We start from the raw sequence: 18,977 nt of genomic DNA, 5'->3' as shown, positions 1-18,977 counted from the left end.
AAGTCCATTTTTAATATAAATCTAGAATTCTTATTTGACCTTTACATTTTAATCAAATTAAGGCATAATATTTGGTGCTAATATAGCTATAGTAATAAACGTAATTTAGAATAGAGGTTGCGGACTCGGGGGCAGTACCCGACGCCTCCACCAAAACTTTCTAAATAACTTGCTCCTAAAGGTAATTTGTACGTCGATCCGGTATTCGAATCCTCACGTTACTTGTGTGTACCCTGCGGTTCTGCGTTCCGTGTCGCCTTCAAATTTCTCTTTATTAGCTACGTCATTTAGAAAAGTTTAAATATGTAATAACTCTTAAAGAGTAGACAATACGAAGTTCATCGAGTATTTTTGGGGGGCGAAATAGGATCGACGTGCCTAATAAAAAGATTGCTTTTACTCGGGATGATTCCGCCGATGGCTTATGCCATATGGGTCAAAACAAAGAAACGCAAACGATAATAATCGTTCTGTAGGTCGTTTAGCTTTAGCAGCTTAATCCTACGCGGCTGGAGGGTGTGCCGGGCAACAGAAAAACCCTCACTTATACTTGTTTAATTTGAAAAATTGGCATTGCCTAAAAACGGTTGATCTTGTCATTGCAAGCGAACGTAGAGAATGTGGCAATCTCATAAAGTAGGACTCCTGAGATTGTTTCGTCAAAACTTACAGTTTTTCCTCGTAATGACGTAAACTGTTCAAATTAAACTTCGTCGACCTATTTTTATTTATTTTTCTCGTATGAATATTGAATATAAAAAATTTGTGCATGAATATATGCTAGAATTTGTGAAAAAAATTCTAACAAAAATTCAGCATGAAAATTTATATTGGGATCAGTTAATATACATATCGTACAGAACCGATAACCCTGCGGTAATTTTACCTTCAAAAGTTAAACAGGCATATCCGAAACAGATAACGATAGTACTGCAATATCAGTTTGAAAATTTAATAGTAAATGATACGGGCTTTTCTTTAACAGTAAGTTTTGACGGTGTTAAAGAAATAATTTACGTACCTTTTGATGCACTTATTAGCTTTGTTGATTCCAATAATAATTACAGTCTCACTTTTAATCAGTCGTTAAATATACATGAAAATCCTCAACATGAAGAGGAAATAAGTAATAATAAAAGTTGTCAGACTTCATCATCTTCAAGTCCAAATGTTATAATGTTAGATAAGTTTCGTAATTCTTCTAAACCTAAACCTAGTTAATGCATATTATGGATTCAAAAGTAGTGATATATACTGATGGTGCATGTGCGGGTAATCCAGGTCCCGGAGGGTGGGGAGCTTTGCTTCAATTTAATGATACTAGCAAAGAAGTATTTGGGTATGAGTTAGATACGACTAATAATCGTATGGAAATTACGGCAGCACTTGAAGCCTTGAGGATTTTAAAAAAATCTTGTAATATTGAGATTTATACCGATAGTAAATATTTGCAACAAGGAATTACCGCTTGGATTCATAATTGGATAAAAAATAATTGGTGTAAAAGCAACAATGAACCCGTTAAAAATGCCGATTTATGGCAAAAATTATACGCAGAATTGAGTAAACATACTATTATTTGGAAATGGGTAAAAGGTCATGCAAATAATAGCGGTAATATTGCTGCCGATAAACTTGCAGTGCAAGGAAGAGAAACTGCTATAGAAATTTTAAAATGTCGTGGATAGATAAGTTTTTTATTACTTTTTTTCACAAAAAAGTAGGAGAAGATGAGTTTTTGAATCAATATTATGAAAGCCGTAATATTGATTGTTTAGGGCGTCCAAGGAGGTTTGTTATTTATGAAAATGTAAATGAACCTACAAAAATTCCGCCAAGTTGGCACGCTTGGTTACATCATTTAGTAAATGAGATACCAAAAAATATTCAGCTTTTTCCATGGCAAAAGAATAATAAAATAGTTAAAAAGCTGCCTAAAACATCAAATCTTAAATATAATAGATGGCAACCGTAATTAATTAATAAAATATAAAAAACAATGCAACAGAACATTATTGAAACAATTATAGGCTTTGTAGTATTAATTATTGCTTTGCTATTTTTGATTTTTGCCTACAAAACAGGTAGTTCTATAACTAGCTCAAAAGGCTATCAGGTAACTGCTCATTTCCAAAGTGCGGAAGGGATAGCAGTTGGAAGCGACGTAATGATTTCAGGTATAAAAATCGGTAGTGTAAAGCAAATTACTTTAGATCCAAATAGCTTTGATGCAAGTGTATATCTAAATATTAATGATGATGTTAAAATACCTAAAGATTCTAAAGCCCAAGTAGTCACCAGCGGGTTACTTGGAGGTAAATATATTTCAATTGTACCGGGTAATGACGATGAAAATTTAGCGGCTAATGAAGAGATAAAATATACTCAATCAGCAATTAATATTGAATCATTAATTAATAAAATTGTTTCTTCATTCGGTAGTAAGTAGAAGTAATACGAAATAAAAAATCATTAAATTTAGTCGAATCTAGTTTAGATTCGGTTTTTTTATTATTTAAGCTATTGTAAAGTTCTTATAAGAGGAGCATCGTATAAGTTTTGTAGGCAAAATAATTTGCTTAACAAAATGTAAACTAATAAAGGAGTAAATTATAAAAGAATCAAATTCAAACTCTGCTACAGCAGATGTCGAAGGTATCAAAAAAGATATTGAAAGCTTAGTGTCAAGATTACGTAATTTAAAAGGTAAATCCGGAGATATTCTAGATGAGCAGTTAGGTAATTTATCATCCCGTTATGGAACATTATAAAGATAAAGTAATGGATAAAGGTAAAGCTAATGTAGCGGATTTATGTGAGTCGACACGTGACCACCCTTTGCGGAATCTCGCTTACGCTTTTGGTGTAGGTGTATTGCTCGCTATTCTTATGAAATAGGTAATTCAATGTTAAAATCTCTAATATATGAATTATTAAAAAGTAGCATTAAACAAGAAGAGAAATCTTATGGCAAACCATTTGTCTATTTTTTTAATATTCTAGGTTTAGTTTTAATAATTATTGCTAATTATTGTGATTGTTCGGATAGTCTGGAATTTTATTTTCTTATGCAAAGCGGAATAATTTCTATATTAAGCTCTTGATGTCGAATTTTGTAAGATTCGCTTATACGACTTCGTTAAGCTCACTCTTAAATTTGTCATTTGAGTGTCTGATTTTGTTTTTTGGCAATCTACATTATCTTAGCCAAGTGTATGAAAGTGTTTAAGCTTTCTTCGTCGTCTTGGGTCATTATATAAGGCACTTTGACATATATAAGCATTTGATGTGTTTTGTCAGATATTTTATTTTTCTCTAAAAACGCATATGATTTATGAGTATTGTTATGTTCATCTTGTATACTAAACACTTTATTTACTGCAACTGATTTATCGGATTTTGATATAAAATCATCAATAAAATAGTTTAAATAATCTCTAAATAATTCGCTTAATTGCTTATCATTTTCAAGTTCTTCATATGATAACGATCTTGCGGTTTTCAACTTAAAATATGATTTAATCATTTCAAGAGCAGAATATCTATCGCAGTTATTATTAAGAATTTTATATAACATTTTTTTATCAAAATATGCAGGTATTATTTTTAAATCCTTATTAATAATTTGCTGTTTGTAATAATATAATTGACGCATAAACACGATAACAGTAGCTGTAAGACCTGCAACTAAGATAGAGTATAAATTTAGTGATTGAAAAAGCATATTTTGAATATATTTAATTATAACTACCAATGATAGTACAGCATTTTGTTTTTCAATCTAAAAATGAACCATTGCTGTATATTATTTATTTTTTCTTTCAATTATATCACATATCTATCATGCTAATAAAATAAAGTAAATTTAAAGTACTCATTATTAGTTTGTTTCTTGTTTTTAACGTTACTATTTACTGGGGAATACAGTTAAATCTATATAATTACAACTATAAAAAACATCGCAATATATTATAGCTTTTCTCTATCAATTCACGAAATATATTAAGTTGTACTTCCTTTTCTTATTTATCGTGTAAAGCGAAATTTTCTATTGACTTTTATATAAAACAGTATAAATTTCTTTACAATTTAATTTTTTGTAAAGAATTTATGCTAGGCTATGAAAAAGAACAGAGAAGTTTAACAAGCGACCAAAAAGAAGCCACGGGAATTTTATCTACAGCTACTTTTCTTGAGTATTTTGATTTAATGTTGTACGTCCATTTAGCAGTATTGTTAAATGAATTGTTCTTTCCTAAATATGATTTGAGTGCAGCTTCTCTTCTCTCTGCCTTTACCTTTTGTTCTACCTTTATATTTAGACCACTAGGAGCATATGTTTTTGGTCGAATAGGTGATACAAATTAGGGCGAAAATCTACTGTTATTATCTACCTTAATGGCTTTATCCTGTATAATTATGGCAAATTCTCCTACTTATGAACAAGTAGGTTATTTTGCTGCTGTATTAATCACAATTTGCCGTGCAATTCAAGGTATAGCGTCTGTAGGTGAAATAGTAGTAGCAGAACTTTATTTAACTACAAAACCACCTATACAATATCCCGTAGTTTCTTTTATCGCCGTAGCATCAGTAATTGGGACAACTGTAGCTTTAGCTATAGTATCTTTAGTTACTACTCAAGGATTTAATTGGCGTCTTGCCATTTGGATAGGTGCAATTATTGCAGTTGTGAGAGGCTACGCTAGAGCTCATCTTAGAGAAAAGCCTGATTTTGTAGATGCAAGTGCTAGACTTTTACGAAAATATGAAAAAGCAAATATTGACAAAAAAGAATTAAAAAACGATGAGATTTTTTACTAAAAACCTAATAAGAAGACAACTATATATTTTTTCATAATGAGTTGTGCTTGGCCCATATTTTCTACTATACTTATATTACTTGTGATGAAGTTTTAAAGAATGCATTTGGATACAGTGTAGCTCAGGTTATTCATCATAATTTTATTATTTCAATGTTCCACCTAGCTAGTATGTCTTTAATATGTTTTCTAAGTTATAAAATAGATCCTTTAAAAATTCTTAGAGTAAAATTAGCTTTACTCTTTATATTTATTCTATTTGCACCATACCTTTTAAAAAGTACAACTACACCTTTCCCGCTTCTTTTAATTCAAATAGGTTTGATAATATGTTCATTTGATACTGTTCCTGCTGTTTCAATCTTTTTTAAGCATTTTCCGGTTTTTAAACGCTTTACAGTAGTATAATATATGCTGTTTCTAGAGCCTTAATGTGTATAATCACTTAGTTTGGAATTTATATATTTAACCAAATATTTGGGTCAATATGGTTTGTTTGTTGTGATGGTTCCATTACTTATAATTTGTATGTTTGGTCTAAATCATTTTCAAAAGTTGGAAAAAGAAGTAGGTTATTCATAGTGAATAATGATATTTATTTTTGTTGAGAAAAATTTATCTTTGTATAAAAACCTATAGCAAATGTCATTAAACTTTTCTTCAATTTCATAACACTCTAAATGTATAGCAACAACTAGAAACTTCTTAAATGTTTCCACAATGATCTGCTTCGCTTTTTCAGGTGATTTAGCTGCTAATGTTTGTACATTATGAATACGATCAAATAATTTTATAAGTGCGGTATCATATCTTTTTTGCTTAATTAATAGGTTTAAGCTTTCCTCGACACTGAATTTGTCCGTGCGGTTTAATTCTAGTTAAACCTTCTACATGTTTTGCTATTTCTTTACCAAAAATTTTGATGATCATCTTTTTAGTAAGTTCTGTATCCTCAATAGTATAGTGAAGTAGAGCAGCATTTATCATATTAGAAGTAAAAAGCTTAGGCGCTTCGTCTGCTACAAACTCTGCAAGCATAATCGCTACTTCGATCGGGTGCGAATAATACGGATCGCCTGACTGACGCATTTGTGAACCATGATATTTACAAGCGTAGTAGATACCTGTTTTAACTTCCTCTATATCAACAGGATTTTTTACTTTAGTGTTTAAATATTCGAGTTGATCAAGTAGCTTTTTAGCATAAACACAAATTTCAAACTTTTCTTTCCAAGAGTTTATAGCTTCCATAAAAGTTATTTTATTTATATTAATAATAGTTGATTACAATTAAAACAAAAGTTTAAAAATTGTAATAACAAATAATTTTTTAACTTTAAATAGCTTAATAGCTTTTGGTTACATTGTATTTAAACAATTTCATTTTGTGTTATTATTTATTTTTGCTTCTTGTTCTTGCTGTAATTTATACCCTGCTGCTTTTTCTTCTATATAGTTAAAAAAGAAATAACAAAAAGTTAAAAAACTAGTGAGAATAATAGCAAATGTTATTAATATTAACTTAAGCTCTTTCCTTGCATTTTGAGCTTTTCAACGCTTTTCCTCCTCTTCATCTAACTCAGAGGTTAAAGTTTCTTCTTCTTTATTTTCCATATTTTAACTCTTATAAATTAGATTATATTATGAAGGACATAGTTTAATTATCATTTAAGAAAAGTAATCTATAGAAGTAATTAAAATAAGTCAATGACTATAATTATTTAGAGTTGAAAAGATTATCATTACGCGGGAATGACATCGGAAGGCTAAATTACAGCATAAAACAACTGCTTTTAGGTGATACCTGTTTTAGGTGATACCTGCTTTTAATCTTAATTTTTATATTCCAGGATAAACTATAGTATGCTAAGATATTGCTTTTAAAAATAAGTGATTATCAGTGTCAAAATTTTCTTTTAATATTCATCATCAGCATAAAAAAGCTAGAAGCGGTATTATCGTAACCGCACACGGTGAGATGCGTACTCCCGCTTTTATGCCAGTTGGAACTAGAGGAACGGTTAAGGCAATGCTACCTGAATCGGTAGCAGAAACGGGGGCGGATATATTGCTTGGCAATACTTACCACTTAATGCTTCAGCCGACTGCCGAACGTATAGTACAGCTTGGTGGCTTACATAAATTCATGAATTGGGATAAGCCGATATTAACCGATTCTGGCGGTTTTCAGGTAATGTCGCTATCGAAGTTACGCAAGATAACCGAAGAGGGAGTAAGTTTCAGCTCTCATATTAACGGCGATAAATATATGTTAACTCCTGAGCGTTCTACCGAAATACAATATCTGCTCGGTAGCACAATCACTATGGCTTTTGATGAATGTACGCCTTACCCTGCAACCTTTGAAGAAGCTAAAACTGCTATGCAGCTTACGACTAGATGGGCGAATAGATCACGTAATGCTTTTGTGAAGCGGGAAGGCTATGCACAATTCGGTATTATTCAAGGTAGCGTTTACGAAGAATTACGTGAGCAATCGGCTAAGGATCTAGTAGAACTTGATTTTGAGGGTTATGCTATAGGTGGACTTGCAGTAGGTGAGGGGCAGGAGCTTATGTTTAAAGTACTTGATTATGTTCCTGATTTTCTGCCGCAAAATAAACCGCGTTATTTAATGGGAGTCGGTAAGCCTGCTGATATTATAGGTGCGGTTAGCAGGGGTATAGATATGTTTGACTGCGTAATCCCGACACGCTCAGGTCGCAACGGTCAGGCTTTTACGAAATACGGTACGGTAAATATCCGCAATAGCAAATATGTCGATGATAACAAGCCGCTAGAACATGATTGCCTATGTCCTGCTTGTAGAAACTATAGTAAAGCTTATCTACATCATTTAGTGAGAATCGGTGAAATACTTGGCTCTATGCTAATGACATGGCATAATTTAACATATTTCCAAAATCTCATGAGCCGTATTAGAGCATATATTAAACTAGGTAAAGATTTTGATTTTGATTCTTAAAGTGACTAGTTATAAAACATGCCTTATTACATGTAAACGTACTTAAGTAGGTTATGTTATGAAAAAAGTTTGTGCAGATCACATTTCAGTGATTGTAACTAGACAAAAACAAAAACCGGTGGTTATTATGTCGCTTGAAGATCATAATGCTATGGAGGAAACTATACTTGTTAAAAAGTCCTAAAAATGCTGAAAGACTAAAACGAGCAATTAGCGATTTTGAAGAAAATAAAAATTTTAGGAATTGGATTTGATTGTAAATTAAAATAAAAGTATGAACTACTAATGCAAAATATTGATTTAATATCTGAAGAGGAAGCACAAAAATTACTAGAAGAACTCGCTGATAAAATAGCAGTGTATAACCATGCTTATTATATAGAAGATAATCCTTTAGTTTCTGATAGCGAGTATGATCAGCTATTTAATACCAATCTCAAGTTAGAACAAAAATTTCCTCATTTAATTTTAGAAAATAGTCCTAGCAAAAAAGTAGGGGCTAAAATAGCAAATAAATTTGCTAAAGTTACGCATCAAGTGCCTATGCTATCTCTCAGTAATGTTTTTGATGAGCAAGATGTGAGAGATTTTGTAGACCGTATAAAAAATTTCTTACGCCTTAATGAGTTTGCTCCTATCTTTTGTGAACCTAAAATAGATGGTTTGTCTTTTTCTGCTGTTTATAAAAACGGGGTGTTTACAACGGGAGCTACAAGAGGTGACGGATATGTCGGTGAAGATATAACAGCAAATATTAAAACAATCAAAAATTTTCCTCATAAAATAGATAATGTTCCGGAGTTTTTAGAAGTACGAGGGGAAATTTATATTGAAAAACACGATTTTTTAAATCTAAATAAAGAACAAGAAGAGCAGGGCAAGGATAAATTTGCCAATCCTCGTAATGCTGCTGCCGGATCACTTCGTCAGCTTGATGCTTCTATTACGGCTAAAAGACCACTCAAATATTTTGTATATTCAGGAGGGGTAACTGAACAGAATATCGCTTCTTCACAAGATCAATTACTTACAAAATTAAAAGAATGCGGCTTTAACATTAATAAAATATCTAAACTTGCGAGTTCTGAAGAAGAAATTTTCGCCTTTTACGAATATCTCAAAACAAACAGAGAAAATTTACCTTATGAAATTGATGGAGTAGTATATAAGCTAAATGATTTTGCACTGCAAAATAGAATGGGCTTTATTGCACGAAGTCCACGCTTTGCTACCGCTCATAAATTTCCTGCAATAATAGGACAAACAAAGTTACTTTCTATTACTGTACAGGTCGGTAGAACTGGTACGTTAACGCCGGTAGCCGAACTTGAACCCATAGAAATAGGTGGGGTAACTGTTAGCAGAGCAACATTACATAATTTCCAGGAAATTGCACGAAAAGATTTGCGGATTAAGGATTATGTATTCCTGCAACGTGCTGGTGACGTTATTCCTAAAATCATGGGAGTTGATTTTGATAAACGTCCTAATGATACAGCAACGTTTGATACTCCTTTATTTTGTCTATCATGCAATTCTAGGTTGCATTATGCGCCTGAAGATATTATTATACGCTGTGATAATGGCCTTAACTGCCCTGCTCAGAATTATGAGCGTATCCGTCATTTTGTATCGAAAAATGCTATGGATATTGAGGGGCTTGGGCGTAAGCAAGTTGAGTTTTTAATAGATAAGGGATTGATTAGTAATCCTTTAGATATTTTCTTTTTAAAAGAAAAAAATGACTCTAGCTTAGCAAAACTTGAAAATATGGATGGATGGGGTAAAAAATCAGTAGAAAATCTTTTTAAAAATATAGAAAAATCAAAAAACGTTAGTTTGCCAAGATTTATATATGCATTAGGTATAAGGCATATCGGTGAACAAAATGCTAAATTACTTGCTAGAGAATTTGGCAGCTATAATAATTTTATAGCTCAAATGGAATTGCTTAGAACAAATGAGCCTGATATTTATCAAAAACTAAACAATTTAGAAGGAATCGGTGATAAGATTTTAGTAGATATTATTGATTTTTTTGATGTTAAAGAAAATATTGAGCTTATCAAAAAACTTGGTGAAATATTAAATATTGAAGATTATAAAGAGACTAGAGAACAGAGTAGTTTAACGGACAAGATAGTCGTATTTACCGGTAGTTTACCGACGATATCTAGAGCGGAAGCTAAAGCAACGGCTGAGAAGCTTGGGGCTAAAGTTGCAGTTGGCGTATCATCGAACACGGATTTAGTTGTAGCCGGCGTTGATGCAGGCAGTAAACTTAAAAAAGCTAAAGAGCTTAATATTAAAATTATTGATGAAGAAGAATGGCTTACGCTTATAAAAAATGTTTAAAGCAAGGCATTGCTAACTAAATGATAGTAAATAAAAAACTCGATGTCATTGCCGCGAAAGTAGGAATGACATAGGAAAGCTAAACTACACTATAAAACAACTTTTTCTAGGAAATGCTAAACTTTTTGACAAAGATAGAACAGTTATTAAAAAACATATTAGTAAAATTCTAAAAGAAAGAAAACTAGACAATATAGTATGTGCAAAATTTGCACATACTGCCGCTGATGGTAAAACATACCAAGTAGAATACTATAATTTAGATATGATAATATCAGTAGGATATAGGGTAAATTCTAAGAGAGGTATCGCTTTCAGAAAATGGGTTACTAACTTATTTAAAGAATATCTAATTAAAGGCTATAGTATTAATCTACACTGCTTTTACGAAAGATTGCACAGTAAATTATACTATGATATAATATATAATTACTGTAGTTAAATTAGACGAGATGCCTAAATCTAAACTAATACGAGAAGCCATTAAAATTATTTACGTGAACTGAAAGAAGATAGAGAAGATGCAGAAACTGCTTTAGCAAGAAGCAATAATAATAAATTACTTACTTCAGCAGAAGCAACGGAATTCTTAAAAAAGAAATATGATTTATAAAGTATATGCTCTATGTCATTCCCGCTTTCGCGGGAATGACATAGAGCCATGCGCGCGAGTTAGTCATAGAAGTGAAATTTATGATTAATTTAAAATGAACTATCGTCATATTTATCATGCATGCAATTTTGCCGATATAGTCAAATATTTAGTCCTAATTAATATTTTAGAACAGCTCAAGAAAAAAGAAAAACCTTTTGCGGTTTTAGATGCTTTTGCTGGTCTAGGTCTTTACGATTTAAACTTGGAGGCGGCTTCTAAAACTCTAGAAAGCGATACGGGAATTAATAAATTACTGCAAACTACCGATCCTATTCCTCAGCTCTTACAAACTTTTTTAAATATAATAAATATAGCAGGCAAAAGTCACTACCCAGGTTCACCTTTTATAATTAAACAATTATTAAGACCAAATGATCGCTTAATTGCCTGCGAACTTCATCCAAGCGATTATTTAAGTTTAAAAAAACTATTACCAAATGATACGCATAATATAGATGCTTATAATGCTATCAAAGCTTTGCTACCATTTAAAGAGAATAGAGGATTAATTTTTCTTGATCCGCCTTTTGAAGTAAACAATGAGTTTCAAAAATTACTTGAAGCACTTAAAAAAATTAAGCTACGAGTTCTTAATAATACTGTCTTAATTTGGTATCCTATAAAAGATTTATCTTTAGTCCGTGATTTTTACCATAATTACAAAAATATCGGATTTAAAGAAATTATGATTATTGAATATGAGCTTTTAAATAGTGATAAAAATATGGTAAAGTGTGGGTTAATGTTAATTAACCCTCCAAATATTAGAGGAGAATAGAGAAATTAACAGAATATTTAAGTGGTACTCTTAATTTGAAATTTACATACATTTATCTTTAATGTCTTTTAAAAAACATATCTTTTTACTGTTTATAGTTTTTCTTGTTCAAGGTTGTAGCAGTATTAAAAAATCTAGTGATACTACGTTACTTGCTACTACTTCATCTCAATTAAAGCAAAAATATAAAATCAGCCATGCGGATTTAGTAGTACAGTATGATTTAACAAACAAAAATAGCAAATGTATATATGCAAAAAACTTAGGTCTAATAATTAATAACCCTAAACAAAATAAGATTTTTTTACACACATTACATAATAAAAACCCGGCAGAATTTAATAAAGCAGCCGAAATAAAAATAGCTGATATAAAGGCAGTTGTAACAAAACTAAATTCAAAATATAAGTTTCTCTCTAAACCTGAAGTTAGCTATTTTGCAAAAAAACAAACTCATAGGAATAATATCTCAGAATTAACCAAGCTTGATAAAATAATTAGTACAATACCGCTTATGATGCCGGAATATGAGCCGAAAATTACTAGCCATTACGGAACTAGGACCAGTCCTCATAAAAAGAAAAGAAAAAAGAAATGTTTCCATAGCGGTATTGATTTACAAGCTAAAAAAGCAGCACCGATATATGCAGCAGCAAGCGGAATTGTTATAAAAGCCGCTAGAGCACCTGATTACGGGAATTTTGTTGAGATTAAACATGAACGCAAATTTGTTACGAAATATGCTCATTTAAAAGAAATGTCAGTCAAGGAAGGAAATAAAATTAAGCGTGGTCAATTTATCGGTATACAAGGAAGCACTGGTAATGCAACGGGTGAACATTTGCATTTTGAAATTCTGTTAGATAATAAAGCAATCAATCCGTTTGACTTTATTTTTAACTACCGTAAATGTTAAACTATGATCAAACTTTTATATCCTGAATTTTGGCAGAAGCGAAATATTATAGCTTATTTGCTTTTGCCTATAAGCTTGATATATCAATTTTTAGGCTATTTACGAGCTAGTTTAGCACGTCCTATTATGTTGCCTGCTAAAGTTATTTGTGTCGGTAATTGTAGCGTAGGAGGTACGGGTAAGACGCAGATAGTAATGTATCTAGCCAAATTACTAAAAGCTAGAAATGTAAGTTTTGTAATAGTAACTAAGGCTTATGGTAGTAACCTTAAAAGTGCAACTACCATACATCAAGGACATACAGCATTAGAGGTAGGAGATGAGGGGGTAATACTTGCACAGTACGGAGCAGTTATTGCTACTAAAAATATTAAAGAGATTGTGCCGTTAATTAACGAGCTTAAACCTGATATAATAATAGTTGATGATTTCCTACAAAATCCTTATTTTCATAAAGACTTTACTATAGTCTCAGTAGATAGCCAAAGGCTTTTCGGCAACGGTTTTCTAATTCCTGCCGGTCCTTTAAGACAATATCCAAATAAAGCCCTTGATGCAGCTGATTTAATTTTTTTAGTCAGTAGCCACCAAGATAAAATACCGAATATTTTAACTCCTTATGTCAATAAGTTAATAAATGCTCAAATAGTTCCTTCAAATAATATAGATAAAACTAAAAATTATTTTGCTTTTAGCGGTATCGGTAATCCTGAGCGTTTCTTTGCGACTTTAAAAAATTACGGATTAAATATAACTGGTTACAAAATTTTTCCTGATCATTATAATTATTTACAAGCAGATTTAGAAAATTTATATTCATTAGCTAAAGAGCATAATGCTACCTTAGTTACTACAAGAAAAGATCATGTTAAGTTTAATGATTTAAATAATAATATTGTCTGTCTAGATGTAGAATTATCTATAAACCATCCTGATTTATTAAATGAAAAAATTTTTAAAAAAGCTTAGATATTTAATTGAGTATTTTATCGTTGTTATATTCCTGAAAGTAATAGGAATATTCAGTGTAGATAAAGCAGCGGATATTTGTAGTTTTATAGCAAGAAAAGTCGGTATATTATTTGCTGTTAATAAAATTGCTAGACGAAATATTAAAGTAGTATTCGGCGATATGTGTGATGTTGAAAAAATCATAGATCAAACTTGGGATAATTTCGGTAGGTTTATCGGTGAATTTACATATGTTAGCAAGATGGATGAAGCCGAGTTAGAGCGTAGAATCGCAATAATCGGCATAGAAAATATTAAAAAACTTGAAGGACAACCTTTTTTATTATTTAGCGGTCACTTTGCCAATTGGGATATTAGTATTAAGATTCTTCATAAATTTTATCCGAAAGTTGCCGTAATTTATCGTAAAGCAAATAACCCGTATGTTAACAAGTTGGTTAATGAAAGTCGTGCCGGTGATAAATTAAGACTTATACCGAAAGGTCCTGAAGGTAGCAGAGCTTTAGTCAGGGCTATCAAGGAGAGTGAATCTATTGTTATGCTTGTTGATCAAAAAATGAACGATGGAATTGAAGTGCCTTTTTTAGGGCATCCTGCTATGACTGCAAGCGCCATCGCTAAAATTGCTTTGCAGTATAAATATCCAATTATACCTTGCCAAATCATTAGAACTAAAGGCAGTTATTTTAAAGTAATAGTTCACCCGCAATTAAAGTTTGAGCAAACCGGCGATAATAAAGCCGATTGCTATAATATTATGCTTAATATTAATCAAATGCTAGGAGAATGGGTTAAGCAAAATCCTTCTCAATGGTTTTGGTTTCACAATAGATGGAAGAAATGAAACGTCATTGCGAGCAGCCGTAGGCTGCGTGGCAATCTCGTCAAATATCCTGAGATTGCTTAGTCAATTGTTATGCAATTTCCTCGCAATGACAAAAAAATGAGCCACAGTATGACATTTTAAGAAAGCATAGTCCGTAATTTCTCAAGTACTTCTTGAGCATGATTTTTAGCATTTACCGACCGCCAAATATGTTTAACTATGCCTTCTTTATCAAGTAAAAACGTAGCTCTATCAATACCCATATATTTTTTACCGAACATTGATTTTTCTATCCATACCCCTAATTGTTCGCATAAATTTGAATTTGCATCAGAGGCTAAATCAAATCCTAAACTATATTTTTCTTTAAATTTATCATGAGAGTCAAGCTTATCTTTGGATACTCCGATAATTACCGTATTAAGTTTATCGAATTCCGGTTTTAGCTTGTTAAAATCTTGTGCTTCAATAGTACATCCAGGTGTATCGTCTTTCGGATAAAAATATAATATTACGAATTTTCCTTTTAAATCCGATAGTTTAATTACGTTATCTTGACCTATGTGTAAAGATAAATCAGGAACTTTTTTTCCTAGTTCTAATGTCATAACACCCTCAAATTTATTTGATACAATAACTATATATTCAATATGTACTTTTTAAAATTGCTTTTTATAATTATATTATTTATGATACCGGTATATAATACTTAAGTTTAATTTTTATTAACTATTTCAATAAAGAGGTTTTATAAGAACTATAAGTGCAGCACTTGAAGAATTAAATAAAAATCTTAAGGACTCTGCTAAAATTATTACTGTCGATTTTAATAAAAAATGTCATGAAGTAGAGGATAAATTATCTGTCAAAATTAATGATTTAGAGGAATATGCTAAGGATAGTAAAGACCATTCTTTAGAAACTATAAAAGCGCAATATAAAAATTGAACGAAAGAGTTACAGGATTATCAGAAAATTAAAGATGATAAAGTGGAAGAATATAGACAAACTCTTGTAAAAAAACTTGATGATTTAAGTAAGAAAGTTGAACAATAATAATAAACATAAATAATTGGAGAATATAATGAAAAAAATTTTAATAACATTAGGTGCTACCGCTACTTTATTGTTAACACCTAGTATTTTTGCAGATTTGCCTACCAAGGATGACACAAAAGCAAATGAAGTGCAAATTGAAGAAGTAGCTACAAGCAGTACAAAAACAATTACCGAAAACTTACAGGAATTAAAAGACAATCTAACAAACCTAGCACAAATGGAAGCCGATAAATTTAATCAGACCTTAAGCAATACTTATTATCAGATCGCCCAAAGCGTTGCAGAGATAAAAAAGAATGTGAAAGATCAGAAAGATAAAAAAGGTGAAGAACTGCAAAAATCTATAGATGCTGTAAAAGCAAAAATGGAAGATTATAAAAAAGCAGGCAGCAAGAAGCAAGAAAAAATACGTCAGCACCTAGTGGATAAATTAGAAGAGCTAAATAAAAATATTAACGAATATAATAACGATAAAGAAAAAGCAAAGTCGTAATTTTTTAACGTCATTGCGAGGGAGATGCGTAGCATCGACGCGGCAATCTCATAAAGTAGGATCAACTCCTGAGATTGCTTCGTCGAAACTTATAGTTTCTCCTCGCAATGACTGCGGACAATATACCATTAAAAACCGGTATTATTTATGACTATTACCAAAAAAAAAATTGCAGCTATGTTAAGCTCTAAATTGGGTTTTTCAAATAATTTATGCGAGGAAATAGTTCATACGGTTTTTTCTAATATTTTAGAAATAGCAAAAGAGCAAAAATTAACTTTAAAGAATTTTGGTAGCTTTGAGGTTAAACAAAAAAATCCACGTCCCGGAATAAATTTTCATACCAAAGCACCGGTAATTATAGAATCAAAAAAGAATTTACGTTTTGTCCCTTCTTCTAAATTAAAAGCTTTAATTAATGAATCTACTCGATGAACTTCGTTATAATTTGTTGGCTTGTTGCATGTATCGGAAAATGCTTTTTATGTCATTCCCGCGAAAGCGGGAATCCAGTAAAACCTATAAAAAACTTGTTTTTTTAGGTTTATTTTGTCAATAATGTGTATCAATTAAGGTTATTTTTTGGGACTCCCGTCTACGCGGGAATGACATAAAACGAGCCATGCAACAAAATCTGTATTTGGAGTATATGACAAACAATAAGCTAACAAAAAAATATTATTCTGCTAGTGAAGTGATTAAGCATTTAAATATTGCTTTACATCAATTAAGATATCTAGAGACAAAAAGCCCTGATTTATCTAATTATAAAATAAATAATAGAAAATATTATACTGCTAATGATATTGATCTACTCCAAAAATCTTTAAATAAAGATATTACATCTCTTTCTACCTCTAGAATCGATATATTACTTACCAATTTCCATAATTTGTCTCTTCAAATAAAAAAAATTCTTGCCGATTCCTCGATGACGTGCGTATAGTACTTGTCATATCACGTTTTAAAGAAAAGAAAGAAACATATTATGACAATAAGACAAATGGTGAAGCCAGTAATTATAGGTATATCTGGTCCTGAATTAACCGATGCCGAAAGAGAATTATTTGAAGAGCATAATCCTTTAGGTGTAATTTTATTCCGTCGTAATATTAGAAAGAATGATAACGGTGCGCAGGCTAAAGAAGCCCTTATTAAGCTTATTGCAGATATAAAAGAAGTATTAGGGGAAAATACTATCATCTCTATAGATCAAGAAGGCGGTAGGGTACAAAGGCTCATAGCACCGACTTTTTATGACGCTCCGGCTGCTCAAACTTTTACTGATCCCCAAGCATGTAAACAAAATTATAGTGATATTGCGAAAGAGCTGAGAGAAGTAGGAATTAATCTAGATTTTGCACCGGTAGCGGATTTGATCCACGAAGGAGCAGACAAGATAGTCGGCGATAGAAGTTTCGGCGGGGAGCCGGAAGTAGTCGTGCCTTTATGTTTAGCTGCTATAGACGGATTACAAGAAGAGAAAGTTGGGGCTTGTATAAAACATATTCCGGGCCATGGTAGAGCTACGGTGGATAGCCATAAAAAATTACCTATTGTCGATGCTGATATAGAAGAGTTAGCAAAAACAGACTTTAAAGTATTTAAGGAGCTCGCGAAGCACGATAATATTAAACTTGCTATGACGGCACATATAATTTATAAAGCTCTTGATCCTGAGAATCCTGCCACCCTATCGAAAAAAGTGATAGACTATATTAAAAATAATATCGGCTTTAAAGGGCTTATTATTTCCGATGCAATAGATATGAAAGCTTTAAGCGGTAGTATGGCAGATATGACCAAAGAAGTTTTAGATGCAGGTGTAGATATAGTGCTTGAATGTACTGGAGAATTTAACAAAATGTCTGAAGTTCTATGTAGTGTTTCGGAAAGTTCTATAGATAAATTTTCTGACTTGTTTATTGCTTAATGTTATTATTCATTTAATGTCATAACGCGGTTCGACCGCGGTATCTTAGGACACAGTCTGTAATGTAAGATCCTGTGGTCATAAAGCCACGGTATGACAACGGAACTGCACAACGGCAGGTATTTAGCCGTAAAATGGCTATTAAGGAACTTATCCAATTAATCTAAGTTAAAATTAATTAAACAATTATATTGAAAAAATTTATTTTTACTATTAATCTGTTTTTTAATTTTTAGTTAAAGAATTAATTTTATAAATTACTTGAATAGTGTTATGAACAGTCTTGTGGATTTAAGTTCTAAAAGCTATAGGTAATATTTACTAAGAATAGAGATATAGAGAATTTTAGGTAGCAGGAGGGGATTTGATTTGTGATATTATTAATCTGCTTAAAGAAGATTTAAATAAAGCAGATATAGAAAATGAGATATATATGCGTCTTAAAGAACCTTATTCTGTTTTAAAAAAGATGACAAGGAAAGAAGTGCCGATTGATGCATTGAAAGACTTAATTGCATGTAGGATTATAGTTAAATCTAAAGCTCTATGCTATAATGCTTTGGACGTAGTTAAGAGTTCTCCGCATTTAGATTGGTTATACACCAAAGATTATATCAATAGACCAAAAAGCAACGGCTATCAGTCTCTTCATAATATAATGCAGCTTTTACACTCTAAACGTCATTTTGAAATACAGATAAGAAGTGAAAATATGCATAAAGATGCCGAGCTTGGTAGAGCAGCTCGTTTAAATTATAAAGAAGAACAAGACCGTCATTTGAAAAAAGTTTTTGACGTTACTAATGACACGATATTTTCTAAAGCACGTCAAATGGTGAAACAATTTGAAGGATTAGAAGAGCAAATTGTAGAATATGAAAAAGAAATTATGCGTATTTGGCATACTAAATACGATGAAATGCTAAAATGGGCAAATACTGCTGAAGTGCTAATATTTAACAAAGATTAGGGGGATCATTAGTTCGTCATCCCGTGAGACGAAAATATGTCATCCCGTGACTTGACTACGGGATCCAATTCTTGGTGTCATACTGCAAGTTTGTAGCGGTATCCATATAAAAAAATCAAAAATGTATACTTATTAAGTTATTTTTTTTGGATCCCGCGGTCAAGCTACGGGATGACCCTGATAAGGGATAACGCCAATGTGGTAAAAATAT

19 protein-coding genes, 1 other RNA gene and 6 pseudogenes are annotated in these 18,977 nt (G+C 31.6%); 21 read left to right on the top strand and 5 right to left on the bottom strand.

Going from position 1 to position 18,977, the window contains the following annotated elements:
* Positions 1 to 36 precede the first annotated feature (36 nt).
* From ssrA to RJP_RS05705, 7 genes and pseudogenes are all read left to right on the top strand, one after another.
* Positions 37 to 545: a transfer-messenger RNA gene (gene ssrA, locus RJP_RS07180) on the top strand.
* A gap of 196 nt (positions 546 to 741) precedes the next feature.
* Positions 742 to 1,221 (top strand): SspB family protein, encoded by a 480-nt coding sequence (locus tag RJP_RS05730; protein WP_014121047.1) that lies wholly within the window; start codon positions 742 to 744, stop codon positions 1,219 to 1,221.
* Positions 1,221 to 1,688, top strand: coding sequence for a ribonuclease HI (gene rnhA / locus RJP_RS05725; protein ID WP_004997577.1), 468 nt, complete (start codon positions 1,221 to 1,223; stop codon positions 1,686 to 1,688). The genes RJP_RS05730 and rnhA overlap by 1 nt, the downstream gene beginning before the upstream one ends.
* Positions 1,676 to 1,975, top strand: coding sequence for an NADH-ubiquinone oxidoreductase subunit NDUFA12 family protein (locus RJP_RS05720; protein ID WP_014121046.1), 300 nt, complete (start codon positions 1,676 to 1,678; stop codon positions 1,973 to 1,975). The genes rnhA and RJP_RS05720 overlap by 13 nt, the downstream gene beginning before the upstream one ends.
* A gap of 24 nt (positions 1,976 to 1,999) precedes the next feature.
* Complete coding sequence (gene mlaD / locus RJP_RS05715) at positions 2,000 to 2,449, top strand: outer membrane lipid asymmetry maintenance protein MlaD (RefSeq protein ID WP_004997581.1); 450 nt, start codon at positions 2,000 to 2,002, stop codon at positions 2,447 to 2,449.
* Positions 2,450 to 2,612: 163 nt separating this feature from the next.
* Positions 2,613 to 2,898: pseudogene (locus tag RJP_RS11465) on the top strand (hypothetical protein).
* A gap of 8 nt (positions 2,899 to 2,906) precedes the next feature.
* Positions 2,907 to 3,101: pseudogene (locus RJP_RS05705) on the top strand (hypothetical protein); the annotation flags it as partial.
* Positions 3,102 to 3,193: 92 nt separating this feature from the next.
* On the opposite strand, the gene RJP_RS05700 reads toward RJP_RS05705, so the two are convergent.
* Positions 3,194 to 3,754 carry a hypothetical protein gene (locus tag RJP_RS05700; RefSeq protein ID WP_014121045.1) on the bottom strand — a complete coding sequence of 187 codons (561 nt, stop codon included), beginning with the start codon at positions 3,752 to 3,754 and terminating at the stop codon, positions 3,194 to 3,196.
* 356 nt (positions 3,755 to 4,110) lie between these two features.
* Here RJP_RS05700 and RJP_RS11610 point away from each other — a divergent pair.
* Positions 4,111 to 5,405, top strand: a pseudogene (locus tag RJP_RS11610) (MFS transporter).
* On the opposite strand, the pseudogene RJP_RS05690 reads toward RJP_RS11610, so the two are convergent.
* Positions 5,396 to 6,074, bottom strand: a pseudogene (locus RJP_RS05690) (HD domain-containing protein). The pseudogenes RJP_RS11610 and RJP_RS05690 sit on opposite strands and share 10 nt — an antisense overlap.
* 129 nt (positions 6,075 to 6,203) lie before the next feature.
* Positions 6,204 to 6,437: pseudogene (locus tag RJP_RS10775) on the bottom strand (RP671a family tick cell line-upregulated protein).
* Between the two features lie 286 nt (positions 6,438 to 6,723).
* On the opposite strand from RJP_RS10775, the gene tgt reads away from it, so the two are divergent.
* The 4 genes from tgt (at position 6,724) to rhuM (ending at position 10,606) form a co-directional block, all read left to right on the top strand.
* Entirely contained in the window at positions 6,724 to 7,809 is a 1,086-nt protein-coding gene (gene tgt / locus RJP_RS05685; RefSeq protein ID WP_014121044.1) for a tRNA guanosine(34) transglycosylase Tgt, read from the top strand.
* Positions 7,810 to 7,867: 58 nt separating this feature from the next.
* Complete coding sequence (locus RJP_RS10770; RefSeq protein ID WP_014014713.1) at positions 7,868 to 7,993, top strand: type II toxin-antitoxin system Phd/YefM family antitoxin; 126 nt, start codon at positions 7,868 to 7,870, stop codon at positions 7,991 to 7,993.
* A gap of 101 nt (positions 7,994 to 8,094) precedes the next feature.
* Entirely contained in the window at positions 8,095 to 10,164 is a 2,070-nt protein-coding gene (gene ligA / locus RJP_RS05680; RefSeq protein ID WP_014121043.1) for an NAD-dependent DNA ligase LigA, read from the top strand.
* A 70-nt stretch (positions 10,165 to 10,234) separates the two neighbouring features.
* Positions 10,235 to 10,606, top strand: a complete 372-nt coding sequence (gene rhuM, locus RJP_RS08290) for a RhuM family protein (protein WP_332844267.1) — start codon at positions 10,235 to 10,237, stop codon at positions 10,604 to 10,606.
* A 47-nt stretch (positions 10,607 to 10,653) separates the two neighbouring features.
* Here the strand turns inward: rhuM and RJP_RS09885 are convergent, their stop codons facing one another.
* Positions 10,654 to 10,827 carry a hypothetical protein gene (locus RJP_RS09885; RefSeq protein WP_172413266.1) on the bottom strand — a complete coding sequence of 58 codons (174 nt, stop codon included), beginning with the start codon at positions 10,825 to 10,827 and terminating at the stop codon, positions 10,654 to 10,656.
* Positions 10,828 to 10,871: 44 nt separating this feature from the next.
* Here RJP_RS09885 and rlmJ point away from each other — a divergent pair.
* From rlmJ to RJP_RS05660, 4 genes and pseudogenes are all read left to right on the top strand, one after another.
* A pseudogene (gene rlmJ / locus RJP_RS05675) lies at positions 10,872 to 11,659 on the top strand (23S rRNA (adenine(2030)-N(6))-methyltransferase RlmJ).
* The gene (locus RJP_RS05670; RefSeq protein WP_014121042.1) at positions 11,659 to 12,513 is read left to right on the top strand and encodes a M23 family metallopeptidase; all 855 of its coding nucleotides are present in this window, start codon (positions 11,659 to 11,661) and stop codon (positions 12,511 to 12,513) included. Before rlmJ ends, RJP_RS05670 begins: the two are co-directional and overlap by 1 nt.
* A gap of 3 nt (positions 12,514 to 12,516) precedes the next feature.
* Positions 12,517 to 13,482 carry a tetraacyldisaccharide 4'-kinase gene (lpxK, locus tag RJP_RS05665; RefSeq protein WP_014121041.1) on the top strand — a complete coding sequence of 322 codons (966 nt, stop codon included), beginning with the start codon at positions 12,517 to 12,519 and terminating at the stop codon, positions 13,480 to 13,482.
* A complete protein-coding gene (locus RJP_RS05660; RefSeq protein ID WP_014121040.1) occupies positions 13,457 to 14,329 on the top strand; it encodes a lipid A biosynthesis lauroyl acyltransferase in 873 nt (290 codons plus the stop codon). Before lpxK ends, RJP_RS05660 begins: the two co-directional genes overlap by 26 nt.
* 119 nt (positions 14,330 to 14,448) lie before the next feature.
* On the opposite strand, the gene bcp is transcribed toward RJP_RS05660, so the two are convergent.
* Positions 14,449 to 14,919, bottom strand: coding sequence for a thioredoxin-dependent thiol peroxidase (gene bcp, locus RJP_RS05655; protein ID WP_014014707.1), 471 nt, complete (start codon positions 14,917 to 14,919; stop codon positions 14,449 to 14,451).
* 476 nt (positions 14,920 to 15,395) lie between these two features.
* Between bcp and RJP_RS05650 the strand changes: the two genes are divergently transcribed.
* The 5 genes from RJP_RS05650 to RJP_RS05630 all read left to right on the top strand — a co-directional run bounded on the left by RJP_RS05650 (position 15,396) and on the right by RJP_RS05630 (position 18,766).
* Positions 15,396 to 15,863 (top strand): hypothetical protein, encoded by a 468-nt coding sequence (locus RJP_RS05650; RefSeq protein WP_024704345.1) that lies wholly within the window; start codon positions 15,396 to 15,398, stop codon positions 15,861 to 15,863.
* Positions 15,864 to 16,010: 147 nt separating this feature from the next.
* Positions 16,011 to 16,298, top strand: a complete 288-nt coding sequence (locus RJP_RS05645; protein ID WP_014121038.1) for an HU family DNA-binding protein — start codon at positions 16,011 to 16,013, stop codon at positions 16,296 to 16,298.
* A 214-nt stretch (positions 16,299 to 16,512) separates the two neighbouring features.
* Positions 16,513 to 16,809, top strand: coding sequence for a MerR family transcriptional regulator (locus RJP_RS05640; protein WP_024704344.1), 297 nt, complete (start codon positions 16,513 to 16,515; stop codon positions 16,807 to 16,809).
* A gap of 42 nt (positions 16,810 to 16,851) precedes the next feature.
* Positions 16,852 to 17,796 (top strand): beta-N-acetylhexosaminidase, encoded by a 945-nt coding sequence (gene nagZ, locus RJP_RS05635; RefSeq protein ID WP_024704343.1) that lies wholly within the window; start codon positions 16,852 to 16,854, stop codon positions 17,794 to 17,796.
* A gap of 364 nt (positions 17,797 to 18,160) precedes the next feature.
* Positions 18,161 to 18,766, top strand: coding sequence for a guanosine polyphosphate pyrophosphohydrolase (locus tag RJP_RS05630; RefSeq protein ID WP_014121035.1), 606 nt, complete (start codon positions 18,161 to 18,163; stop codon positions 18,764 to 18,766).
* The last annotated feature ends 211 nt before the right edge of the window (positions 18,767 to 18,977 follow it).

It is taken from the genome of Rickettsia japonica YH, assembly GCF_000283595.1.
Lineage (GTDB): Bacteria > Pseudomonadota > Alphaproteobacteria > Rickettsiales > Rickettsiaceae > Rickettsia > Rickettsia rickettsii.
This window is presented reverse-complemented; position numbering and strand designations above follow the sequence as displayed.